We start from the raw sequence: 20332 nt of genomic DNA, 5'->3' as shown, positions 1-20332 counted from the left end.
AAGTTAAATTAAATTAGACAAACGAAAGCAAAGAGGTTGTTAAAAAGTTAAACGAATTAACAATTATATCTTGTTAAGATTGTCGAATAAATAAATAGAATGAGCGTTTGCTGCAATAGGAATATCCATTGAGTAGAGGCGTTATCGTTAAACTGTAAATTACCCCCCCTAATTAACGATTAGCGTTATATGTATATTCCTGAATCGCTTCAGCAGCAAATAGTAGAGTGGGAGTGAATGGCGCTTGATAATGCCTCCTCCCACTCTCTTTTTTTGGGGATAAATTTCTGTCGGGCGATCGCACTTCATATCATGTCCGGTGGAATACTGATCTGTTGGGGCTGGTAATTGGTAATGGGGAAAAAGCAATTTTTAACCAACAACTTACATCGCAAGTGATTACCCGGACTTGATATCCTCGTAAAAATCAAATAGGAGTCCTATATCAAATCCGCAACCCAAAGTAGGTAAGAATTAGTTCTGTTGCGCCTGTATTAACGATTTCGTGAATGTCGCCTACTTCTATGGCGTAGAAGCTTCCAGGTAGAAGGGGATATTCTTGGTTGTTAATGCAAATTATCCCCGCACCTGATTCTACAAAGAATACTTCACACATATCTTGATGGGAATGTGCTGGGGCGATTTGTCCAGGGGCAAAATAGGCTTGGGAAAAGTTGGTCAAATGAGGTAAATCGCCAAAGCGTAACATTACCTTTTTCTTGATTTCGGGATTATGGGAAACTGAGTCTTCCTGTATGTTTTGAAGAGAATTGGTAATCATGATTTGTAGAAAATGGTGTAAGCATTCAGCTTTTTCAGGCTAACGCCAAAAATACCTGTTTGAGAATTAACCAATTTCTCAAACATTCTGTCCCCTGACAACCGATAACTGACAACTGATAACTGAATTTTTGCAGGTTATGAGGTGAAAAATTCCTGGAGTTCTACAATACCCTTTGAGCCGTCAATTTTGACTTGTTGACCATCTTGGAGTAGATAGGTTGCACCACGGACATCCATGACTGCGGGAATACCGTATTCACGGGCGACTATTGCACCATGTGAAAGTTTACCACCTGCTTCTGCAATTACGCCTCCGGCTCTGACTAAGATGGGAGCCCAACCTGAATCTGTATAAGGTACGACTAAAATTGTGCCTTTATCAATGTCACCTACTTCTTGTAAATTTCTCAATACTTTGACTAGTCCAGTGGCTTGACCTTGACTGGCGGGAATGCCTAGTAAGATATTGTCAGCGGTATCAATTGGTGATTCGATGGGGTGGGGAGGATTATAACCATATACCAGAGGGGGAATTTGAGTAATCTGGCTGTCTTGGTTAAATTGCGATCGCCTGTTTGCTACTATTTGGGAAAGTTGATTTCTCAAAACTGGATCTGCTTCTGCTGCTAAACGCCGCACTTCACCTAATTTTAAAAAGAAGATATCCCCGGTTTGTGGCAATATACCTGTTTGTAACCAAATCTTTTCTAAAGCTAAAAAAGTCCAGCGTAATTCAGCTAACAGACGAGAATAAATTTCTGTGACTCGTCCTTTAAGATCCACTCGCTTCTGGACAAATCCTTGCTGGCGTTTTGCTGATTCATCCAGATGTAGAGGTTCGTTTCCTTGCATCAACTGGATAAATAATTGTTTGACTATGTGAGGCTGTTCTTTCCATCTGGGAACGGAGATATCTGTTCCTACCTCGCTTAAATAGCCGTAATCTTCGACAATTTCTTGAAATTCATACAAAATTTTGTCGCCTTCTGGAGTTTGAGCCAATTGTTCAAAAACTCTGGCTGGGTCTATGTCTGGTAAGATTTCTTTGGCATCTGCGGCTAAAAGACTGAGCGATCGCAATGATGAAACTTCTGGTGTAATACTATGATCAATTTGCTCATCTTTTACCCCTGTGGCTGCTTGACGAATTGCCGCACTCAAGGGCGATAAAATACTGTAATACGTAGCTTGGTTGAGCAAATCTAGAACTAAGTCAACTCTGGTTAATAACTGGTTTGGTGATAAGTCCTCAATTAATTCATTTGCTAACCTTGTCAACCCAGGAATAAATCGCTGACGGTAATCTTGTTTAAATTCATTTTCTAAACTGATTTCTCGCTGTAGCAACTTCGTCAGTCCGGGCAAATTCTCCAAGGTGGAAGCTAGAGGTGGTTTACTCATTTTTGCACCTCTGGTTAAAAACTCCAGACTTTCGGGTGGTAAACCCATTTCCAGAAAAATCTCACCTAAGAAAGAAGCATTAAAATAGGCTCTAGAGTAATGCAGAGTTGCCATTTTACTAAAGTCTAATTCGCGGGTGCGTTCGCCTAATACTATGGTAAAAATTTCTCCCCACATCCCACAAGTTAAGGGCAAATTAATTGACCAAGTTAGGGGATGAATCACTCCAGGAATCACTTCAGCGGCGATTTTTCTTGTCCAGATGGGTAATAAAGTGGTAATGGGTCGTGCTTGCAATACCCACAGATTTTGTCCGTCATAACTCCACTCTACATCTTGAGGGATGCCGTGATAACGTTTTTCCAGTCTCCGGGCTAGGTATGCTACTTGCTTAATTAATGGTTGGGGGATTTTTCCTTCTCCCTCAAATTTAAGAGTAGATAGCTTGTCTTCACCCACGACAAAAACCCGATATTGTTCTGGGGTAACTTTTCCTGAAACCACTTGTGATGCGCTACCAGAAACAGCTTCAATGACTACAGCATCACCTTGTTGGGCGATGGGATCACGACTGAAAGCCACACCAGAAAAAACACTTTGGACTTGTGGTTGAATGAGTACCGCCATAGCTTCATCTTTGGCCTGGCGATCGCGTCTATATTGAACAGCAGCAGGATTATTATAGGAGGCTTGGACTTGTGCGATCGCTTCCTCTAATTCCTCTTTACTCGTCACATTCAAAATAGTTGCATACTGTCCAGCCGCAGAAGCTTGTTCTGAGTCCTCCCCAATCGCCGAAGAACGCACTACCAAGGGTGAAAGTGTAGATGGTTGAAGAAAATCAATCAAAACCACAGGATCATCAAAAGGTGCAAGTATCCATCCTTTGGGAACTGGATAACCCCAGCGTTTAATTTGTGATAATGTCGCGGACTTGGCTCCAAATATTTCTGGTTCTAATTCCTCATCCAGAGTCACAATTACCTGCTCACCATTATTTAAATATGCCATGACCTGCTGTGTTTCCGCCTCAGCTTCTTGCACTGGCAAGTCCATGTCATCAGGGATTTGTTTATAAATCCAGCCAATTAACCCTGCTAGGGTAAATGCAGCCACTATTCTGGGCAAATCATTGGAATAAAGGACAGCTACCAGCACAGGAAGCAGAATCAACACCCCAAATTTGATAGTCTCTCTAGACCGCACAAACATCAAACCAATGGCTGCTACTAAAGTGACAAAGCCAGCAATGAGGGGATCATGCATCAAAAATCCCCAAACGACATTTGTTGTCCCTGCACCTCTCCCTAAAGCATATCTACCGATAACTAAGGCAATCAGCGCAATCAATTCCCAAAATGAACCCGTGGGAAAGAAAAAACGAGAAATTGTCACCGCCGCAATGCCTTTGAAAGCTTCCGACAGCACTGCCAAAATACCCACTAATTTGCCGCCGTGATAAAAAGCAGCCGAGACACTAATATTACCTGTACCTATTTGTGCTAATCGCTTACCCTTGAGAGCGTAGGTAATCCAAGCGATTAACGGCATTGCCCCTAAGAGTGGGCAAGTAATTAAAATAACTAATAAACCCCAGAGATGAAACATTTATTGTTTAATGTGAATTTTAGACCTATCTTCTATCTAAAATTGTCAATTGCAAATATAAATTTTGATCAAAATTTTTTTGATAGTTTGATTGGCTGGTTTATGGACACTAAGCAGACACGGAAATCCTTGTTGCCAGTGTCCTCCTATCTAAATCAACTGATTCTACCCCAGCGCATAGGCAGATTGCAACGCCCACAAAATGAGTGCTGCTATTGACCCCAAAAGTAATACGGTAGAAACAGTAACTACTTTTGGTGAATCTGCACCTTCAAATTTCATAATTCCGCGATTTAAGTCGGACATACCTTTGTAAGCCTCCTTTGTTACATTAACCACTCTGTCAGTCTTGATTGTAGTTCTTCTGTCAGTCAATGATGTTAAATTCACATTATGATTTTCTTTAAGCTTTGCAACGTTCTCTCATGAAAATAGGGAATAGGGAACAGGGAACAGGGAATAGGGAATAGGGAATAGGGAATAGCGGAATTTTTAGTATAATTAAATACTGTATGTTGCGAGGTATTGCAAGTGAAAGTGTTGCTGATGGTAATTTTAGCGGTACTAGTGGCGTTGTTTGTAGCAATAGAAATAGGATTGCGATCGCTATTTGGTTTTGGTAATCCTCTCATTTACATTGGTGATGAAAAAGTTGGTTATTTATTAGCACCAAATCAACAAACGTACCGCTTTGGGAGTCGGATTGAAATTAATGAATTTTCCATGCGGAGTGGAAAAATCACCCCCATACCTGCACCAGGAACGCTCAGAGTTTTACTATTAGGTGATTCTATCGCTAACGGTGGTTGGTGGACTGATCAAAAAAATACAATTTCTCAGTTGTTAATGAATTCGCTAACTTCCATTAGCAATTATCAGCAAGTTGAAGTTTTCAATGCTTCTGCTAACTCCTGGAGTCCCCGGAATGAATTAGCATATTTACACAAATTTGGCACATTTCAATCTCAAATCATAGTTTTATTAATTAATACAGACGATTTATTTGGAACTGCACCGACTTCCTTACCAGTGGGAAGAGATAAGAATTATCCAGATCGTAAACCACCGCTGGCAATTGTGGAAGTATTACAGCGTTATACCTTTAAACAAAAGCCAATTCCTGAACTAGAAGCTTTGTATCAAGAAGGAGGCGATCGCGTGGGTATAATCCTAGAAGCCATTGGTAATATTCAAACCTTAACGCAAGCAAATAATAGTCAACTCATCGTAGCCATGACTCCCTTACTACGCGAATTAAACCCAAATGGAACAAGGGATTATGAAATTATCGCTCGTCAACGTCTGCGAGATTTTGTCACCGAGAAAAAAATAAATTACATAGATTTTTTACCTCTATTCCAAGCAAATGAAAATCCAAAAAGCCTGTATCATGACCACATTCATCTGAATTTACAAGGTAATCAGTTTATTGTTAATGTAATTGAGAAATCACTGTTAGAAAGATTGGGGCAAAATAGTACAACTAATTAAAGCAGAGAACAAGAAATAGGAAAAATTTATTTACCTGAAAAATGCTGTAAATGATCTAGAAATATCTAATTAGGGTTGGCTTTAATCCAGATTGCCAAACCTCCACCACGACCACGGGCGGCTATAAAATCTTCAGTTACTAAAAAGAAAGCAAAAAACGGTAATTTGGCTATAGGTTGATCATCAAAATCTAAAGTTTGAGTTTTACCAGAACGTATTTGACCGTTGTAAATAACGCGCCCAAATAAACTGATTTGCATCTGGTTAAAATCAAATGCTAATAAATTCTTTTTGCCTAAATATTTTGCAGGGCCAATCAACTTTAATAATATCGAGCCTAATTGCACCTGATTACCAATTTCACCTCTATCTAAACCTGGTTCTGTAGTCGTACTAAAGGAAATATGTGCTGATGCAAATTTAGGCACATAAAAACCCTTACCTAAAATAATTCCTCCCCGCTTCCTGATTTTTTTAGTACCAGTAACAAAGCACAGCCGCCATTTACCCATTAGAGAATTAAAAGGATAATTTAGCCGTTGTTGCTTACCAAATTTCTCTGCTTGTAGTAAAGCATTGACCACTACATCAGGCTTAGGAGGTTTGCTTCCTTCTCGATATGCGATCGCAGTTTGAGAGAGAATAGTGATAAAATCAGGTGTGACGGTAGATGTCAAATCAGTTGTCATAAGCAGATTTATTCGCTTTTTCCATAGTCTTCACAGATTTTACCTTGAATTTTCCATAGCTTTAACAATAGATGCATAGATTGACTATAGATGGACTAGCATTAAGTTAAGTATCTTTCCATTAAGGAAAGATTCAGAATCTAATAATCTCTAGCACAATAGAATAACCCAATAGTATTTAATGTGGTTTGAGGAGTTTCCAACTCACCTATAAATAGGACGAGGTGAAATATGGATACGATCAGCTTCCTGAAGCAATATAAATCAGGACAGCGAAATTTTCAGGGAATAATTTTGCATCAAGCAAAGCTAACTAAAGCTGACTTAATTGGTGTCAATTTATCCGAAGCTGACCTTAGTGGGGCTGACCTAAGTGAAGCTAACTTGAGTAAATGTAATCTAGCCAGAGCCAATTTGACCAATGCTGATTTAAATGGCGCAAATTTACAAGATGCAAACTTAAGTGAAGTAAATTTGATTGGCGCTGACTTAATGAAAGCTAAACTTCAGGATGCTAACCTGAGTCGTGCAGATTTGCGCGGTGCCAATTTAATGTTGGCAAATTTACTGGGTGCAAACCTCAGCGAAGCAGAAATGAGTGGTGCTGTTTTAAATGGTGCTAATCTCCGCGAAGCCAATTTAATTGGTAGCAATATCAATGAATCAGTATTCAATGATGCAGAGTTAGCAGAAGCAATCATCACTGAAGTAGAAATGACTGGTGAAATTTTGCATATCGGTTTATCCCATCAATGGATAACTTGGGCTGGAAGTTATTAATATTTTTGGGAAAATGGGTTTTATCCGTGATCAGTTATAGCGGTACGCACTTGAGTAGGGGTGGGGTTTCCCCGCCCTCCATTGCATTTCATTAATATACTAGTGGTGCTACACCACGCATCTGTCGTAAAGAATTTATACACGCAGGACAATCACAGCCAAATAAATCAGCCGCCATATTGCTTTCTTCGATATTGAACTCCAGCATGAGAACATCATCAGGAGTAGAAGCATCTTCTACCTGGGCTTGATATGCTGGAATTTGAGCCAAAACAGAAGCTCTAGCACAGACTAAACCAACTTTATGTTTATTGCGAATACAGGACAAATTATCTGTATTTTTGGCTGCTGGTTCAGCGGCTGGTGCTTTATTTGGATTCAGCACTACTCCCATAGTTAACAAAGAACTAATCAACACAGGAGAAGAAAGCAAGGTTAGTAAAAATTTGTTCATTCTCTTCTTTTGTAAAGCTTCTTGAATGCTCAGAATACACGATTCAATCTTTCAATTCAAGAACACAACTATCAGGAATATTAATGTTTTAATTCCGTGATACCTAATATCAGTATTTATCTATGATATCAATCATAGTGAATTTGAGAATGTGCTGATAGGGGCAGAGAATAGAGAACAACGTAATTTTTTTTTCACACGATTTTTAAGTGCAAAGCCCAGGCTGCGCCAATAAAAATTAAATAGAAGTTCTATATCGCTGATAATTAATCAACATTTTTGGACATAACTATCTTGATTATGTCTTTTTTTTTGGTAATCGAAGAAAGCCAGATATCTATATAACATAAAATGCCTCTTTGTCAATAAAAATAAAATATAAATTAATTTTGATAATGAAGAAAAATCTTGCACTTTAAGCAACAAGTATTGAGACTAAATCTACTTAAAGATTTATTTTTAAACTCAAAATATCAAACTCTATTTATAAAAAAATGTCCGCAAGAGCGGACATATATCAGGGCTTCTGTCACTTTTATTGGCTACAATCATGTCTGGAACATGATGCCTTTATTGTTAATGATATAACTTTAAAAATCAAGAGCTTTGAATCATTTACATAGACATAACTACTTGATTTATATCTATTTATTGAATATTAATTTCTAAAACTAGTTAGATCTTTTGATTTATATACAACAGTTTTTATCTATAGCAAGTGACATACAAAACAGTTGAAAGTCCGTTGGTGTCTAAGTTTTCTCAATATCTACTGCTTTGAAAAAGGGATACATCTCATGTACTCAGCACCTTGGTGGTTGCTTTATTTAGACAACACTCTGAATAAAGTTATTCCTTTGCAACCGGTACATTGTCGCGTGAAATCTCAAAAAGCGGTTCATTTATCCGAAAATAGCTGTATTTAGTTTATACAATTGAAATGTAGAAGGTGGATTATATCACAAGTTAGAAAAATCATGAATTTTTTTGGAGACATAAATCCAGTTTTTATGTCTTTGCCTTCTCAAAAATTATGATATTTTTAAATTTAAAAGGTAAAGGTGGTCAGGTATGTAAGCCCTAAGAATATATTTTTATTCCTGGGGCTTTATTTATGGGTGAACTTGCTTTTACATTTGGTAACGGCGCGGTGTATAAACCCAAAGATTACTATCACTGGTTTGTACTTGCCGAGTTTGGGAAGAACCAACAATAATCAAAGTTCGCATATCAGCATCCTTTGGTTCTAACTGTTCCAAAGTGATAACTTTCACTACTTGTCCAGGTCTACCAATATTTCGCCCTAATACTACTGGAGTATGTGGTTTTCTGTATTGAAGCAAGATATTTTTAGCTTCTGCTAATTGCCAAGTCCGTTCTTTAGAAACAGGATTATAAAAAGCAATCACAAAATCGCCTTGGGCTGCGGCTGCGATGCGTTGGGTGATAATGTCCCAAGGTTTTAAAATGTCAGATAGGGAAATAGCACAGAAATCATGTCCTAATGGTGCGCCAATGGCTGCTGCGGTGGCTTGCATGGCGGAGATTCCAGGGGCAACTTGAATATCAATATTTTGCCATTCTGGTTTGTTGTAGCGGTCTAGAACTTCAAAAACTGCGGTAGCCATTGCATAGATACCTGGGTCTCCAGAAGAAACTACAACTACATATCGTCCCTCTGCGGCTAAGTCTAGGGAAAATTTTGCTCTTGCTTCTTCTTCTCGATTATCAGATTCATGGCGATTTTTGCCATCTGCTAAAGCACCAATTAAATTGATATAGGTTTTATAACCGACTAAATCCGTAGCAGCATGAAGGATTTCTTTGACTTCGGGAGACATCCATTTTAATGCACCTGGCCCAGTCCCAATGATGGCTAATTTTCCTCGTGGTTGGTCTATGGTTTCGGAGGAGAGGAGATTTTGGGGAGAAATGTCTGCTGGTATTTTTTGCGGGTGATAAACTAAACAGTTCGGTTGAGGAGTCCCCAAATCTTCAGTAATCTGAATTGTTAACTCTCCATTTGGGTCTATTGGTAATTTGCTTTCAATCAACCAAGGGGCTGTTCCTTCTAATTTAACTTTTGCCCCTGCTAATAAATCAGCAATGAATTTTTTCCCATCTTCTGGGTTAGCTAAACGATAACCAGGGGGAGGAGATAATAAAGCTGTGTGAAAACGCAAATCTCCTGTGGTTGTAATTGCGGCTTTCACATTTAATGCTTCTGCAATTTGACGCGCTAAATCATTTACTCCACTCAGTCCACCCAATAAGGGTACGACCGCACTCCCATCTTCAGCTACGGCTAATACTGGCGGTTCTTGTCCTTTGTCTGTAATTAGGGGTGCTAGAGTTCTGATGAGAATTCCGGCTGCACAAATACCAATTAAAGGTGTTCCCTCAGCGAACAATTCCCGCAGGGTGTCCCCAAAGTTCTGGAAACTCACATCTACATCTGTGGTGCGACTTGCTAAACCGTATAATTTCGCTTCTGGTAAAATATTTATTATTTGCCTTGCTACTGTGACGCTATTTTGACCCAGTATGATGACGGCTGGCGCAACCCTTGTTTTCATTTAATATTTAAATTTATTTAATTATTTTAAGATAGTTCTTCCTTATCAAGGATGATCATATCAGATTTTTCGGTCGCAGTCAATAGTCTTAACTTACTATTGCGCTGACTATGAACAAAAAATTTAATGGGTAATGGGATGAAAAAACCACATAAACCTCATCCAAGTTGAGAACTGAAGTTTTTCAAGAGGGAACTCTTAACAGTAGAGGATTTGGGAATAAAACCTGATCAAGAAAAAACTATGGGTTTCAAAGTAGACGCGGTTTACTCCTTATTAAAATTAAAGTTGTTGCTTCGTTGGTATGACAATCATAGAGAAATATGGAACTGCTTCTGGGTTCACTTCATCTAGGGGGACAATTCGCTGCTGTGTTGTTGTCGCCCTTTCAATATATTTGGCCCGTGATGCTAGTCCTAATTGATGCAGGATATCGCGGATTTTTGTGAAATGGCGACCGAGTTTCATAATTGCTGCGGCATCTGTGGCTAACAGATGTGAGATTAGCGTTTCTGTGGGCAGGGTGGCGGGTAGTACGGTGAGAATATCGTTGTAGTAGGTAAAAGGTACACCCAATGACACTGGACAGGCCATGAGTGAAGAAACACCAGGAACAACTTCCGTTTGATACTCATCAGATAAACGAGTAAAAATATACATAAATGAACCGTAAAAAAACGGATCTCCTTCACACAGAACTACCACATCTCGACCTGCTGCCAAATGTTGTCCGATGGGTTGAACTTCTTGGTCGTAAATGGATTTTGCTTTTTCTGGTTCTAAGGCACGGGGTAGATGAAATAAAACTTCAATCTGATTCCCAGGTAAGTATTGTGACACTATTTGTCTAGCGATACTGTCTTTATCTATTGCTGATTGATAGGCAATGACAGGGGCAGCTTGTAATAACCGCAGTGCTTTTAATGTCAATAGTTCTGGATCTCCCGGCCCGACACCAACACCATATAGACGACCTTTTGAGTTCATATTTCTTCCTCTGTTGCTAGGGCATTAACGGCTGCTGCTGCGATCGCACTCCCGCCACGTCGTCCATGTAAAGTTAAAAATGGGACATTGCGGCTATTTGCAGCCAAGGCGGCTTTTGATTCTGCTGCACCCACAAACCCCACAGGAAAGCCCAATATTAAGGAAGGACGTGGCACTCCCTCATCAAGAATTTCTAATAACCGGAATAAAGCTGTAGGCGCATTACCAATCGCAATAATTGCACCATCTAAATGAAAACGCCATAATTCTAAGGCTGCTGCTGACCGTGTATTTGACAAGCGTTTCGATATTGTTGGCACTTCTGGATCATTGATCGTACAGATAACTCGGTTATTGGCAGGTAATCTTTTTCTTGTCACACCTTCAGCCACCATGTGGCAATCACACAAAATAGGTGCGCCCGCTATTAAGGCTTTTCTACCTGACTGCACAGCCATTTGTGAATATTCTAAGTCGGAAACAATATCCGGCATTCCACAGGCATGAATTAAACGTACCGCTACTTTAGCTACATCCTCTGGCAGACCATCTAGGTTTGCTTCTGACCGGATAATGGCAAAAGAGTTACGGTAGATTTCATTAGGATCGCGTATATAGTTAGACATAATTAGTTTCTACGTGGTAATTGGTGATTGGTAATTTAACTAAATATTTGCAACAATTGAGATGTACCATAACGGTAGACAAATTCTCTAAATGACTCATCAAGGCTTAATCGTTGATGTTGATAAATTTGCAACATTCTGGAAATCAGTTTTGGTAATTCAGTAAAGGTCACATATTCATATAATTGATAACCAAATTTTTGTAAAGTACCATCACTGACGTACACTTGATACCCTTCTAAAGATTTATTTTCTACTTCCAAACTTACACCAATTAAAGTAATATCAGCTGGGTCGTGTTGAGCGCAAGATTTAACACAGCCGCTAAAGTGAATATTAATTGGATAATCTAGGGTGATGTTGTTTTCGAGATATGCAGCTAATGCTAAAGCATGGTCTTTAGTTTCCGTTGCGGAAGCAGCACAACCCCGTTTACCGGAACAAGCCACTAATGCACTATTGATATGAGTTGATGAGATATTTAACCCTAATTGGGTAATCTCTTGTGTGACTTCAGCGATTTTATGCTGAGGAATATCAGTAATAAGTACATTTTGCCAAGGTGTTAGCCTCAAATTACAACTACCATATTTTGTCGCTAAATTAGCTAAACCCCTCATTTGCCAACTTTTTAAACGTCCTAGAGGTAAAACTACACCTATATAGAATAAACCCGTCTGGCGTTGAGGATAAATACCAAGATGGTAAAACTTTTCCCTTTCAGGCTTTTGTGCAGTCAGCAAGGAATGGGAGAAAAATAATTTATCATCAAAGTCAGAATGATTGACCTTGAATTGTTGTTCAACTTCCTGAAGATATTGTTCTACACCCAACCCATTGATAATTTCCCGTAACCGGGGTTTACGGCGTAATTTTGGATCTGTATGTTGTAAATAGACATCAGCTAAAGCCGCTAAAACAGGAATACATTCCTTTGGCCTTAACAAAATTCCTGTATCTTGGGGTGGTTTTCCCTTTTCACCACGACTGACAGACAACCGAAAATAGACATCATGAGTTTTTCCATCTCCATTGGGTAATTCTGCGGCTAAAGTGATATCGTTAACACAATTCTTAACCGCAACTTTTCCACCACCATCAAAACAAACGCTAAATTTAGCAGATAGTCCCGAAAAATGCGAATGTGCTGTAATATAGTCATCCCAAGCTTTAACTAGGGGACGAGTATCTATTAATTCTTGCGTATCAATACCCGCAGTGGGACTAGTCATAATGTTGCGGATATTATCTACAGCAGGATTAACAGAACCTAAGCCCAATTCCTGTAAACTTTGGAGAACTTCAATATTTATCGCAGCTTTTATTTCGCGTATTTGCAAATTAGCACGATTTGTAACGTCAATATAGCCACCACCATAATTATCAGCTATGTTGGCAATCATGCAACATTGTTCACTAGTAAGGATTCCACCGGGAATTCTGATGCGAGACAATATCCCATCTTGGGCTGGCGTGGTGTAAAATAATCCTGGACAAGCAGTAAATGCAGACAACAAAACTAATACTCCTTCTCTGTGCGACGCAGAGACAGAACTTGATCAATTTCTTAGCGTTGGCATTCTGACTTGGAAACTAGCAAGTAAAAGGCTGAATTTAATTCCATTCTTTTGCTTTTTGCCCTTTACCCGTTGCCTTTTCTTCACAGCTGCGGCACAGTCCCGGAATTTAACCGGAGTTTCCCAACTCTAAGATTTAGCAGTTTACCACGAGCGGGGATTGATTGGGTGGAATGTTGTAAATATTCATTGATTTTCTAGCTAAATATACTCATAAATGGTAGAATATGCTCACATTTAGGGAAGATAGATGAAATTAGTTGAACGTCACATCATCAAGAAAACTCATCAATTCTATCAACAGATAGATGAGTTGTGTTGGCGTTCCAAAAATCTCTACAATTACGCTAACTACTTAGTCAGGCAATCATTTATCCTTGAGGGCAGTTATTTAGATAATACAAAAATATACCATCAAGTAAAGCAGCATGAATCATACAAAGCACTACCCAGTAAAGTCAGCAATCAAGTTTTGATAGTTTTGCATCAGAATTGGAAATCTTTTCTCCATGCTACCGCAGTTTATAATCAAGACCCATCTAAGTTTTTAGGTAGACCAAAATTACCCAAATACAAGGATAAAACTAAAGGACGAAATATTCTGACTTATGAATTAGGTGCAATTTCTAAACCGGCTTTGAGAAAAGGAATCATTAAACTATCGCAAACAAATATACAATTCCCCACAGCAACAAACAATATTAAACAAGTAAGAATTGTCCCCAGATGTGGGCAATATGTAATTGAAGTAGTTTATGAAAGGGAGGCTAAACCACAGCAATTAAATCCTAACAGGGTGGCAGGTATTGATATTGGATTAGATAATTTAGCGGCGTTAATTGCTAATCTTCCAGGATTTAAGCCTGTACTTATCAACGGAAAACCTTTAAAATCAATCAATCGTAATTACAATAAAGTTAAAGCTAAACTTCAATCTCAACTCAAGGGAAATGCTCACACATCTCACCGGATAAATGCACTAACTTGTAAACGGAATAATCAAATAGATAATTACTTGCATAATGCTAGTAGATGGATTATTAATTATTTAGTTAAAGCCGGAATAGGGACGCTAGTTATTGGCAAAAATGAGCAATGGAAGCAAGAAATAAATCTCGGTAAAACCACAAATCAGAACTTCGTTAGTATTCCTCATGCTCGATTTATAGAGCAATTGAAATACAAAGCTGAATTGGTAGGAATTACCGTTTTGATTCATGAAGAATCTTATACTTCGACTGCTTCATTTTTGGATTTAGATCCCATTCCTGTGTACAAAAAAGGAGAAACATACAATTTCAGTGGTAAGCGAATACAACGCGCTTGGTACAAATCTCAAAATGGTAAGCTGATTCATGCGGATGTTAATGCTAGTCTGAATATTGCTAGAAAAGTAGTCCCTGCGGCTTTTAGCTTAGGGATAGAGGGTATTGCAGTTTACCCATTCCGGGTAACACCGGGAAAAGTAGCTTGAGGATATTTGTCCATAAAACTACTAACTGTTTAGGAAACTATAATTTTTGAGTTTATAGGGTAAAATTTATACCCAAGTTTAATTAAGGACGTGAGCGATTTTTTGCATCATTGACAGCGCGTGTCTTTTTGACCTTATTCCCATAGCTGTAAATTATATAGGTGCTAATATAGGTATAGAAGTAAAATAGCCTGATTTGTTCTATATTTCACCTAATAGACTTATTCGTAATTAAATTTAAACTATGTCATCACTAAATCCTCCTCTCACTAAAGAAGATTTTATTCACTCTAGTTGGAAAGAAGTAATTGATAACAGCGAGAGCAAAGAGTGTCGCAGGTATTATGATGGTTTCCATAGTAAAGCAACAGCAGCAAAAGAGACAGGAAATCATAGACAATATGAAATATTTGATATCCTTAAGTTTGTTTGTATGATTCCAGTTGAAAATATTAAAGATGAATATCTAGACTTTCTAGCTGAAATTGTAGATGAAGTTTCAGATCCAGAACTTAAAGCAAAAATTGCGGAAATTCTTTGGGTTAAAAGGGGTGACTATCGAAGCGGACAGTTAGCAGTTGAGGCTTATTTAGAATCTGCTAAACAATTAGAAGACCCTCAAAAATGGAAGTGCTGTTTTGATAGGATAGAAAGATCGCTTAGGTTAGCACGCAAAATTAATTATAAACCAGAAATTGTTATTGAATATATAGACGAGGTTTTGAATCGCTACAAAGGAGAAGATCCATTATGGCTATCAATAAAGCTCCATGAGCTTTTACAAGAAGAAAAAAACATCAATATTTTGCGGAAAAAGCAACTTTTAAATACTTCTAAATATGCTGCTTTAGCTGAAAAAGGGGCAATTTTTGCAGAATCCAGTAAAGAATGGGATAAAGCACGAAACTACTGGGAAATTAAGGCAGAATGGCATCGTATTGAAAAAAATATAGAAAAAGCATATACCGCAAGAATGCTTGCTGCTGAAACTTACATTCAGGAAGCTGAATATTCTTTAACTACACAACCCACCCCTTACTCAAAAGCATCACACTATTTACAGAAAGCTTTTGAAGCATTTGAAAAATTAAAAAGTCAAAGTACAGAAGAAGAAAGAACAGTAATAAATACTAGATTAGAAGAAATTCACAAACGTCTTCTTGAGTATCAGCAGAAGTTATCTAATGAGTTCAGAATAATTTCTTCTGAGTTTAATATTAGTGATGAAGTGGAAATAGCTAGAGCGTATGTTAGAGAAAAAGAATTTCCATAAGCACTATTCTCTTTAGCTTCTTTAGCAACTCCACCTAAAGTTTCAGAACTGCGACAAAGCGTAGAAGATCCAGCTAGTTTATCCGGTTTATTCCAAATAAAAAAAAATGAATGAAATGGGTAAAGTTGTAGCGCGTCAGAACTCTAATCACGGGGAAAAAGCAATTAATTTTGGAATGTATGTAAAAGCTGTTGCATATCAAAAAATTTATGCTCAAGCTTTTATTGAACCAGCTAGATATCAAATCTTTTCGGAACATATAATACAAAAATCGGAAGAAAACAAAATCAAAGAGACCGACTTACTTCCATTGGTTGTAAATAACCCTTTTGTACCACTGGGGAGAGAAAAGTTATTTATCAAAGGTCTTTACGCTGGATTAATCGGAGATTTTGTTACTTCTACTCATATTTTAATTCCCCAAATTGAAAACTCCGTTCGTTATCTACTCTCGAATAGAGGAGCGATAACTTCTGGAATTGACAACAAAAATAATGGTATTCAACAAGAAGATAATTTAAATGCAACTCTTTTTTCTAGTAAATATCCACAAATCACTTCCATTTTTGATGAAGATACACTTTTTGATCTTCAGGGTTTATTAATAGAGAAATCTGGTATCCCCTCAATATATAGGGGAAAGAGTTATTCAAGCACCCATGACAAACCAAAAGAATTGAGAGCAGATTTTTCCCGAATAATAGTTGCCAAAGAGGGAATATTCCCAACCTGAGAAATCCGGTCACGGATATATTCAAAAAAACTAATTCCCAACTGACGAGTAGTAGCCACAAGAGACATAAAAGTATCCCAAGCCTGAGTCCCCTCAATAGTTTGAGTGGCATAACTAATATTGCGTCGTTGCACCATCGTCCTAGCAGCTAACTCCGCCGGATTATTGTGCAAAGGCAATTCTGGATGCTCTAATACTAAAAGCAACTCCGAAATTTTCATCCGTGTTAATCGTTTTCGCTCATCCAACTGTTCATAACCACTTGCTGTGGAAAAAAGTTTCCAAAACTCAGACCGGAGTTTGTCTGCTAATTGCTGACTGGGAGAATTTTTGTAAGCGAGTAAGTCTCGGTAGTAATCCCAGAAATCATCCAGAAATTCATCTAAAATCCTTTGGTGACAAGCAATAAACGGACTTAACTTTTTATAATGTCGTCCTTCATGCACCCAACACAAAGCAATATTATCAGTCAATAACTTAAATTGGGGAGCATCATCACAGACGAGAGTTTGCACCACTGGCCAATCAGTTTGTTGATGATAGAAGGCAATAGCTGCGGCTTCCATGATTCTCGTTCGTTGTTGAGAACCCAGTTTGGGTAGATAGCTATCCAGTAGGGCATGAAACTGTTCGGAGTTCAACACAGTTTCTTGTGGTAATAGTTGGAGAGCGTCTTGATATTTATTCGGTAGCGGGAAATTTATCAGTAACTCATAAGTAAATTGATTGAGAATAAACTCCAGTTCTTTAGCATTCTGTAAGCCTTTGAGTACAGTCAATCGGTCTTTCTTGGGAGTTGTTAAGTAGACTGTATATAAAGGGTTACAGATGACATTAGTGGTATGGTTGACCCCACCAACGCGGGCAGCAGTTTGGTCAAAGTGTTGCTAAGGACTGCTCTCTAGTCCTGCTGAATATACTTCTGTTTTTTCTGTTTCAAAATCAGCATGGTTTTTAATCAGTAGATTAGATAAATACCCCGCTGACATGGAAATACCAATATCCTCTAAGAATTCTAACAACTTGCCTTGGGTCATGTTGCCCCCGTAGTACAAGCTGATAACTAAGGTTTTTATTCCTGGACCAAATTCTCCTTCGTAACCTCTTGGTAGTTCTGCTAGATAAGTTTTCCTTTCTAAGGGTGAGTAGTATTTCTCTTTCCGGAATAGTACGTTGTCGGTTGTCAGGATGATGTCTTGGACGATTACTTCTTCATATCCTTTAAACTCTGCGTCTGCTGGTAGTTTGTCTTGGGGATATTCTAATATTTGTTTTCGGTCTATTTTGATAGTTTGATTTTTACTGCTCTTAGAGTGTTGTTTTGGGGTTTTTCTTTCTTGTTCTGATGAGTGCTTATTCTCAAACCCTTTCTTGTTCTTGGCTTTTATGTCTGGCTGACCAAGTTCACCTTTCAACCGGTTGTTTTCATCTTTTAACCGTTGATTCTCTGACTCTAAGCCTTTGACTTTTAATTGTAATTGTTCTATTAGATTCAGTAATACCTCTACTGTATGACGCATTGATTCGTCTGCAATCCCTTTTGGTTCGATGGTTTGCAGTAAATCTGATATTGATTTGTCACTCTCAATAATTTTTTGTGTCATGCCTCCCATTCTATGACACTGTGTGTACCTTGTTGCACTTATTTTCCTCTGTTACCCCTACTTATTGAGCCGATACGAAATCTGGGTCAAATTTAAGAAATCGTATGGCTCATGGTTTAATTAATGATAATGACTTTTCCAGTCCTATTTTTTCTTATTTATGGTGGGTGACATTACGTCTATGCTTTGGTGCAGGAATATTAATACCTGAAGAAATTGTAGAAGAGTCTAACCCTTTGGTCAAATTTGCTGGTATGTTCAAAGATGACCCATTTTTTGATGAATTTGTCGAAGAAATGGCTAAAAATCGGTGTAAACTAGATGAAGAAATGGCTGATGAAGAAGCTTCTGTCGAGGAGAATTATGCAGCGTGAGTCGATATATTCTTGATACTAATAAGGATTAGCATCTGCTCATCGAAATTTAAAACTGACTCAAAATTTCTTCTGTAGTGTAAATTTATTGGAATTCAATCAAGCAGCTTGTGATTGTTATCAAAAATTACGACAGCAAAGAATTAACAGCGGTTCACAAGATTTAATAATTGCTGCAATAGCTTTAGTTAATCAAGCAATTGTAGTTACTCAAAATTACAAAGACTTTATGAAAGTTCCTGATTTAAACATTGAAGATTGGACTCTAGAATAATTTTTGTAAAACTTCATGCAAAGACACAAATAAACTCTCTCTGCGTCTCTGCGTGAAACTAATCTTTAATCAACTCCTCTAATACCACCTGCAAATCATTTGTCAAATCACTCAAACCTTTTCTAGAAGCCTGTTTATTACCCTGACAAAGCTGCCATCTTTCACTGACAGAAATTGGTTCACCTACAGTAATCATCGCTTGTTTTAAACCTAAACGCGGTCTTCCTGGTAAGGTAGATTCTTTAATTCTGGACAACATATCAAACATTAACAAAGCCGTTTCTGCAAATCTTTCTGCTGTTGGTTTTTCCTGAATATAGTTAGCAGTAACAGCCACAAAACTTTCTGCTATTCTCATATGTTGCATTTTCAAATCTGCTTCTTCTGCTACCCAGTCAGCAAGACCACGTTTGAAGGGTGGTAAACTATTAATATCAGTTATATCATCACGATAAATATAATTCCATCCTGCTTCTTCTAAACGCCGGCATCTATCAATAAAATTACCTTGCGGCTGTACATTAAAATATTGTTCACAAACTTGTAATGCTGTATCCATTAAACGGTGTAATCTCGTAATTAAAATATCATTAGGTTGATCTGTTTCTTCAGGAGTAATGGCTGGTAAATCGCGATGATAGAAACGACGATAAAATTCTTCCATTTCTGTGATTAAATATCCAGCTATATGGAAAATCCGCTGATATAAAATTTCTTCCTGTTTCCCTGTCTGAGTAATTTCTGCAACTTGTAAACCGCTATCGGCTTCTAATTTAGATAATAACCAATCTATTTTTGACCAAGGTGGGTTAACGTAACTATATTTAATGCCTATAGGGATAATAAAAACAGTTTCTTCGCGGTTGGCTTTTTGTAAATCTTCCACACACCAAAAACTCAACTGCGCTACACCTGGTTCTAAAGGACTGACAATACCACTATGGCCATTTGTACCACCTTCTGGTGCGATCGCAATCGGCATTTTAGCATTGGCGAATAAATCCCGCGCCATTTGAATCGCATTTCTGTCTACTCGTCTTCCCCGACGCACAGGTACACCACCAACATAAGAAAATAACCATCCTAACCAATTTCCTGCCCATAATGTCATCCCTCTTTCATACATAAAATGACTATGTACGGGGTATTGTAAAGAAATGCCTTTTGCCCTTGCTACCTTGGGAACTATGCGGGAAAGTAAATATAGCATGGATAAAGGATCTTCTACTTCTGGGTGACGGAAAGCGATTAAAAAGCGAACTTTCCCGGCTTGAAATTCCTGGTATAATTTGGCTAAAATTTCCGCATTTTTGGCTTCAATTTTGACAATACCTGCGGGTAGCCAAGGTCTAGTTCTCACCCGGAGAATCAAGGGAAGAAACCAGGAAACGATTTTGAGTACCAAAGGGTTAAAGCGTGGAGAAATAAATTTCAGTGGGGGTTGGGTGGAATGAATTGATTTTGGCAAGTTTTTCTCCTGTATTGTGGTGAAAAAATGTGAACAGAGAGCGATCGCACTTATAGTAAGGAATAGATAATTAAAATATAGTTATTTTCACTAATTAGCCAGACTTCATATTATTTGTCAAATATTTTAAAAACCTAAAAATCTAAAAATCTAAAAACCT

Annotated in this window: 18 protein-coding genes, 1 pseudogene and 1 riboswitch; of the genes and pseudogenes, 7 read left to right on the top strand and 12 right to left on the bottom strand. The window is 38.0% G+C overall.

The features are described from left to right. Nucleotides 1-445 precede the first annotated feature (445 nt). The 3 genes from ACLLO5_RS15330 to ACLLO5_RS15320 form a co-directional block, all read right to left on the bottom strand. Complete coding sequence (locus ACLLO5_RS15330; RefSeq protein ID WP_413171372.1) at nucleotides 446-781, bottom strand: cupin domain-containing protein; 336 nt, start codon at nucleotides 779-781, stop codon at nucleotides 446-448. A 137-nt stretch (nucleotides 782-918) separates the two neighbouring features. Further along, nucleotides 919-3792 carry a glycerol-3-phosphate acyltransferase gene (locus ACLLO5_RS15325; RefSeq protein ID WP_413171371.1) on the bottom strand — a complete coding sequence of 958 codons (2874 nt, stop codon included), beginning with the start codon at nucleotides 3790-3792 and terminating at the stop codon, nucleotides 919-921. 165 nt (nucleotides 3793-3957) lie between these two features. Then, the gene (locus tag ACLLO5_RS15320; protein WP_413176213.1) at nucleotides 3958-4182 is read right to left on the bottom strand and encodes a hypothetical protein; all 225 of its coding nucleotides are present in this window, start codon (nucleotides 4180-4182) and stop codon (nucleotides 3958-3960) included. Nucleotides 4183-4323: 141 nt separating this feature from the next. Between ACLLO5_RS15320 and ACLLO5_RS15315 the strand changes: the two genes are divergently transcribed. After that, nucleotides 4324-5283, top strand: a complete 960-nt coding sequence (locus ACLLO5_RS15315) for an SGNH/GDSL hydrolase family protein (protein WP_413171370.1) — start codon at nucleotides 4324-4326, stop codon at nucleotides 5281-5283. 65 nt (nucleotides 5284-5348) lie between these two features. Here ACLLO5_RS15315 and ACLLO5_RS15310 read toward each other — a convergent pair whose 3' ends face one another. Continuing rightward, a complete protein-coding gene (locus tag ACLLO5_RS15310; protein ID WP_413171369.1) occupies nucleotides 5349-5972 on the bottom strand; it encodes a hypothetical protein in 624 nt (207 codons plus the stop codon). Nucleotides 5973-6203: 231 nt separating this feature from the next. Between ACLLO5_RS15310 and ACLLO5_RS15305 the strand changes: the two genes are divergently transcribed. Then, on the top strand, nucleotides 6204-6752 hold the full coding sequence (locus ACLLO5_RS15305; RefSeq protein WP_413171368.1) for a pentapeptide repeat-containing protein: 549 nt from the start codon (nucleotides 6204-6206) through the stop codon (nucleotides 6750-6752). Between the two features lie 91 nt (nucleotides 6753-6843). Here the strand turns inward: ACLLO5_RS15305 and ACLLO5_RS15300 are convergent, their stop codons facing one another. The 5 genes from ACLLO5_RS15300 to cobG form a co-directional block, all read right to left on the bottom strand. Next, the gene (locus ACLLO5_RS15300; RefSeq protein ID WP_413171367.1) at nucleotides 6844-7206 is read right to left on the bottom strand and encodes a hypothetical protein; all 363 of its coding nucleotides are present in this window, start codon (nucleotides 7204-7206) and stop codon (nucleotides 6844-6846) included. A 1130-nt stretch (nucleotides 7207-8336) separates the two neighbouring features. Further along, nucleotides 8337-9782 carry a precorrin-3B C(17)-methyltransferase gene (cobJ, locus tag ACLLO5_RS15295; protein WP_413171366.1) on the bottom strand — a complete coding sequence of 482 codons (1446 nt, stop codon included), beginning with the start codon at nucleotides 9780-9782 and terminating at the stop codon, nucleotides 8337-8339. Between the two features lie 282 nt (nucleotides 9783-10064). After that, nucleotides 10065-10769: a precorrin-2 C(20)-methyltransferase gene (locus ACLLO5_RS15290; RefSeq protein ID WP_413171365.1), complete on the bottom strand. Its 705-nt coding sequence runs from the start codon at nucleotides 10767-10769 to the stop codon at nucleotides 10065-10067. Beyond that, complete coding sequence (locus tag ACLLO5_RS15285) at nucleotides 10766-11395, bottom strand: precorrin-8X methylmutase (RefSeq protein ID WP_413171364.1); 630 nt, start codon at nucleotides 11393-11395, stop codon at nucleotides 10766-10768. The genes ACLLO5_RS15290 and ACLLO5_RS15285 overlap by 4 nt, the downstream gene beginning before the upstream one ends. A 35-nt stretch (nucleotides 11396-11430) precedes the next feature. Next, nucleotides 11431-12912, bottom strand: coding sequence for a precorrin-3B synthase (gene cobG, locus ACLLO5_RS15280; protein ID WP_413171363.1), 1482 nt, complete (start codon nucleotides 12910-12912; stop codon nucleotides 11431-11433). Between the two features lie 34 nt (nucleotides 12913-12946). Continuing rightward, a riboswitch (cobalamin riboswitch) is annotated at nucleotides 12947-13139 on the bottom strand. Nucleotides 13140-13222: 83 nt separating this feature from the next. Here cobG and ACLLO5_RS15275 point away from each other — a divergent pair. From ACLLO5_RS15275 to ACLLO5_RS15265, 3 genes are all read left to right on the top strand, one after another. After that, nucleotides 13223-14446 (top strand): RNA-guided endonuclease InsQ/TnpB family protein, encoded by a 1224-nt coding sequence (locus ACLLO5_RS15275; RefSeq protein ID WP_413171362.1) that lies wholly within the window; start codon nucleotides 13223-13225, stop codon nucleotides 14444-14446. Between the two features lie 244 nt (nucleotides 14447-14690). Then, on the top strand, nucleotides 14691-15719 hold the full coding sequence (locus ACLLO5_RS15270; RefSeq protein ID WP_413171361.1) for a hypothetical protein: 1029 nt from the start codon (nucleotides 14691-14693) through the stop codon (nucleotides 15717-15719). A 106-nt stretch (nucleotides 15720-15825) separates the two neighbouring features. Then, entirely contained in the window at nucleotides 15826-16452 is a 627-nt protein-coding gene (locus tag ACLLO5_RS15265) for a hypothetical protein (protein ID WP_413171360.1), read from the top strand. Here ACLLO5_RS15265 and ACLLO5_RS15260 read toward each other — a convergent pair. Further along, nucleotides 16365-17231, bottom strand: a complete 867-nt coding sequence (locus ACLLO5_RS15260; RefSeq protein ID WP_413171359.1) for an IS66 family transposase — start codon at nucleotides 17229-17231, stop codon at nucleotides 16365-16367. The genes ACLLO5_RS15265 and ACLLO5_RS15260 overlap by 88 nt on opposite strands. 108 nt (nucleotides 17232-17339) lie before the next feature. Then, on the bottom strand, nucleotides 17340-18056 hold the full coding sequence (locus tag ACLLO5_RS15255; RefSeq protein WP_413171358.1) for a hypothetical protein: 717 nt from the start codon (nucleotides 18054-18056) through the stop codon (nucleotides 17340-17342). A 92-nt stretch (nucleotides 18057-18148) separates the two neighbouring features. Here ACLLO5_RS15255 and ACLLO5_RS15250 point away from each other — a divergent pair. Continuing rightward, a pseudogene (locus ACLLO5_RS15250) lies at nucleotides 18149-18430 on the top strand (DUF4209 domain-containing protein); the annotation flags it as partial. Between the two features lie 88 nt (nucleotides 18431-18518). Further along, nucleotides 18519-18704 (top strand): type II toxin-antitoxin system VapC family toxin, encoded by a 186-nt coding sequence (locus ACLLO5_RS15245; RefSeq protein ID WP_413171357.1) that lies wholly within the window; start codon nucleotides 18519-18521, stop codon nucleotides 18702-18704. 58 nt (nucleotides 18705-18762) lie between these two features. Here the strand turns inward: ACLLO5_RS15245 and ACLLO5_RS15240 are convergent, their stop codons facing one another. Further along, nucleotides 18763-20172, bottom strand: coding sequence for a lysophospholipid acyltransferase family protein (locus ACLLO5_RS15240; RefSeq protein ID WP_413171356.1), 1410 nt, complete (start codon nucleotides 20170-20172; stop codon nucleotides 18763-18765). Nucleotides 20173-20332: the final 160 nt, after the last annotated feature.

It is taken from the genome of Anabaena azotica SJ-1 (assembly GCF_047275885.1).
Taxonomy (GTDB): Bacteria; Cyanobacteriota; Cyanobacteriia; order Cyanobacteriales; family Nostocaceae; genus Trichormus_B; species Trichormus_B azotica_A.
This window is presented reverse-complemented; position numbering and strand designations above follow the sequence as displayed.

Coding starts and splice junctions, on each gene's coding strand:
- ACLLO5_RS15265 (WP_413171360.1), top strand. CDS start 15,826: ATGAATGAAATGGGTAAAGTTGTAGCGCGTCAGAACTCTAATCACGGG.
- cobJ (WP_413171366.1), bottom strand. CDS start 9,782: ATGAAAACAAGGGTTGCGCCAGCCGTCATCATACTGGGTCAAAATAGC.
- ACLLO5_RS15325 (WP_413171371.1), bottom strand. CDS start 3,792: ATGTTTCATCTCTGGGGTTTATTAGTTATTTTAATTACTTGCCCACTC.
- ACLLO5_RS15305 (WP_413171368.1), top strand. CDS start 6,204: ATGGATACGATCAGCTTCCTGAAGCAATATAAATCAGGACAGCGAAAT.
- ACLLO5_RS15270 (WP_413171361.1), top strand. CDS start 14,691: ATGTCATCACTAAATCCTCCTCTCACTAAAGAAGATTTTATTCACTCT.
- ACLLO5_RS15300 (WP_413171367.1), bottom strand. CDS start 7,206: ATGAACAAATTTTTACTAACCTTGCTTTCTTCTCCTGTGTTGATTAGT.
- ACLLO5_RS15290 (WP_413171365.1), bottom strand. CDS start 10,769: ATGAACTCAAAAGGTCGTCTATATGGTGTTGGTGTCGGGCCGGGAGAT.
- ACLLO5_RS15285 (WP_413171364.1), bottom strand. CDS start 11,395: ATGTCTAACTATATACGCGATCCTAATGAAATCTACCGTAACTCTTTT.
- ACLLO5_RS15310 (WP_413171369.1), bottom strand. CDS start 5,972: ATGACAACTGATTTGACATCTACCGTCACACCTGATTTTATCACTATT.
- ACLLO5_RS15255 (WP_413171358.1), bottom strand. CDS start 18,056: ATGACACAAAAAATTATTGAGAGTGACAAATCAATATCAGATTTACTG.
- ACLLO5_RS15275 (WP_413171362.1), top strand. CDS start 13,223: ATGAAATTAGTTGAACGTCACATCATCAAGAAAACTCATCAATTCTAT.
- ACLLO5_RS15330 (WP_413171372.1), bottom strand. CDS start 781: ATGATTACCAATTCTCTTCAAAACATACAGGAAGACTCAGTTTCCCAT.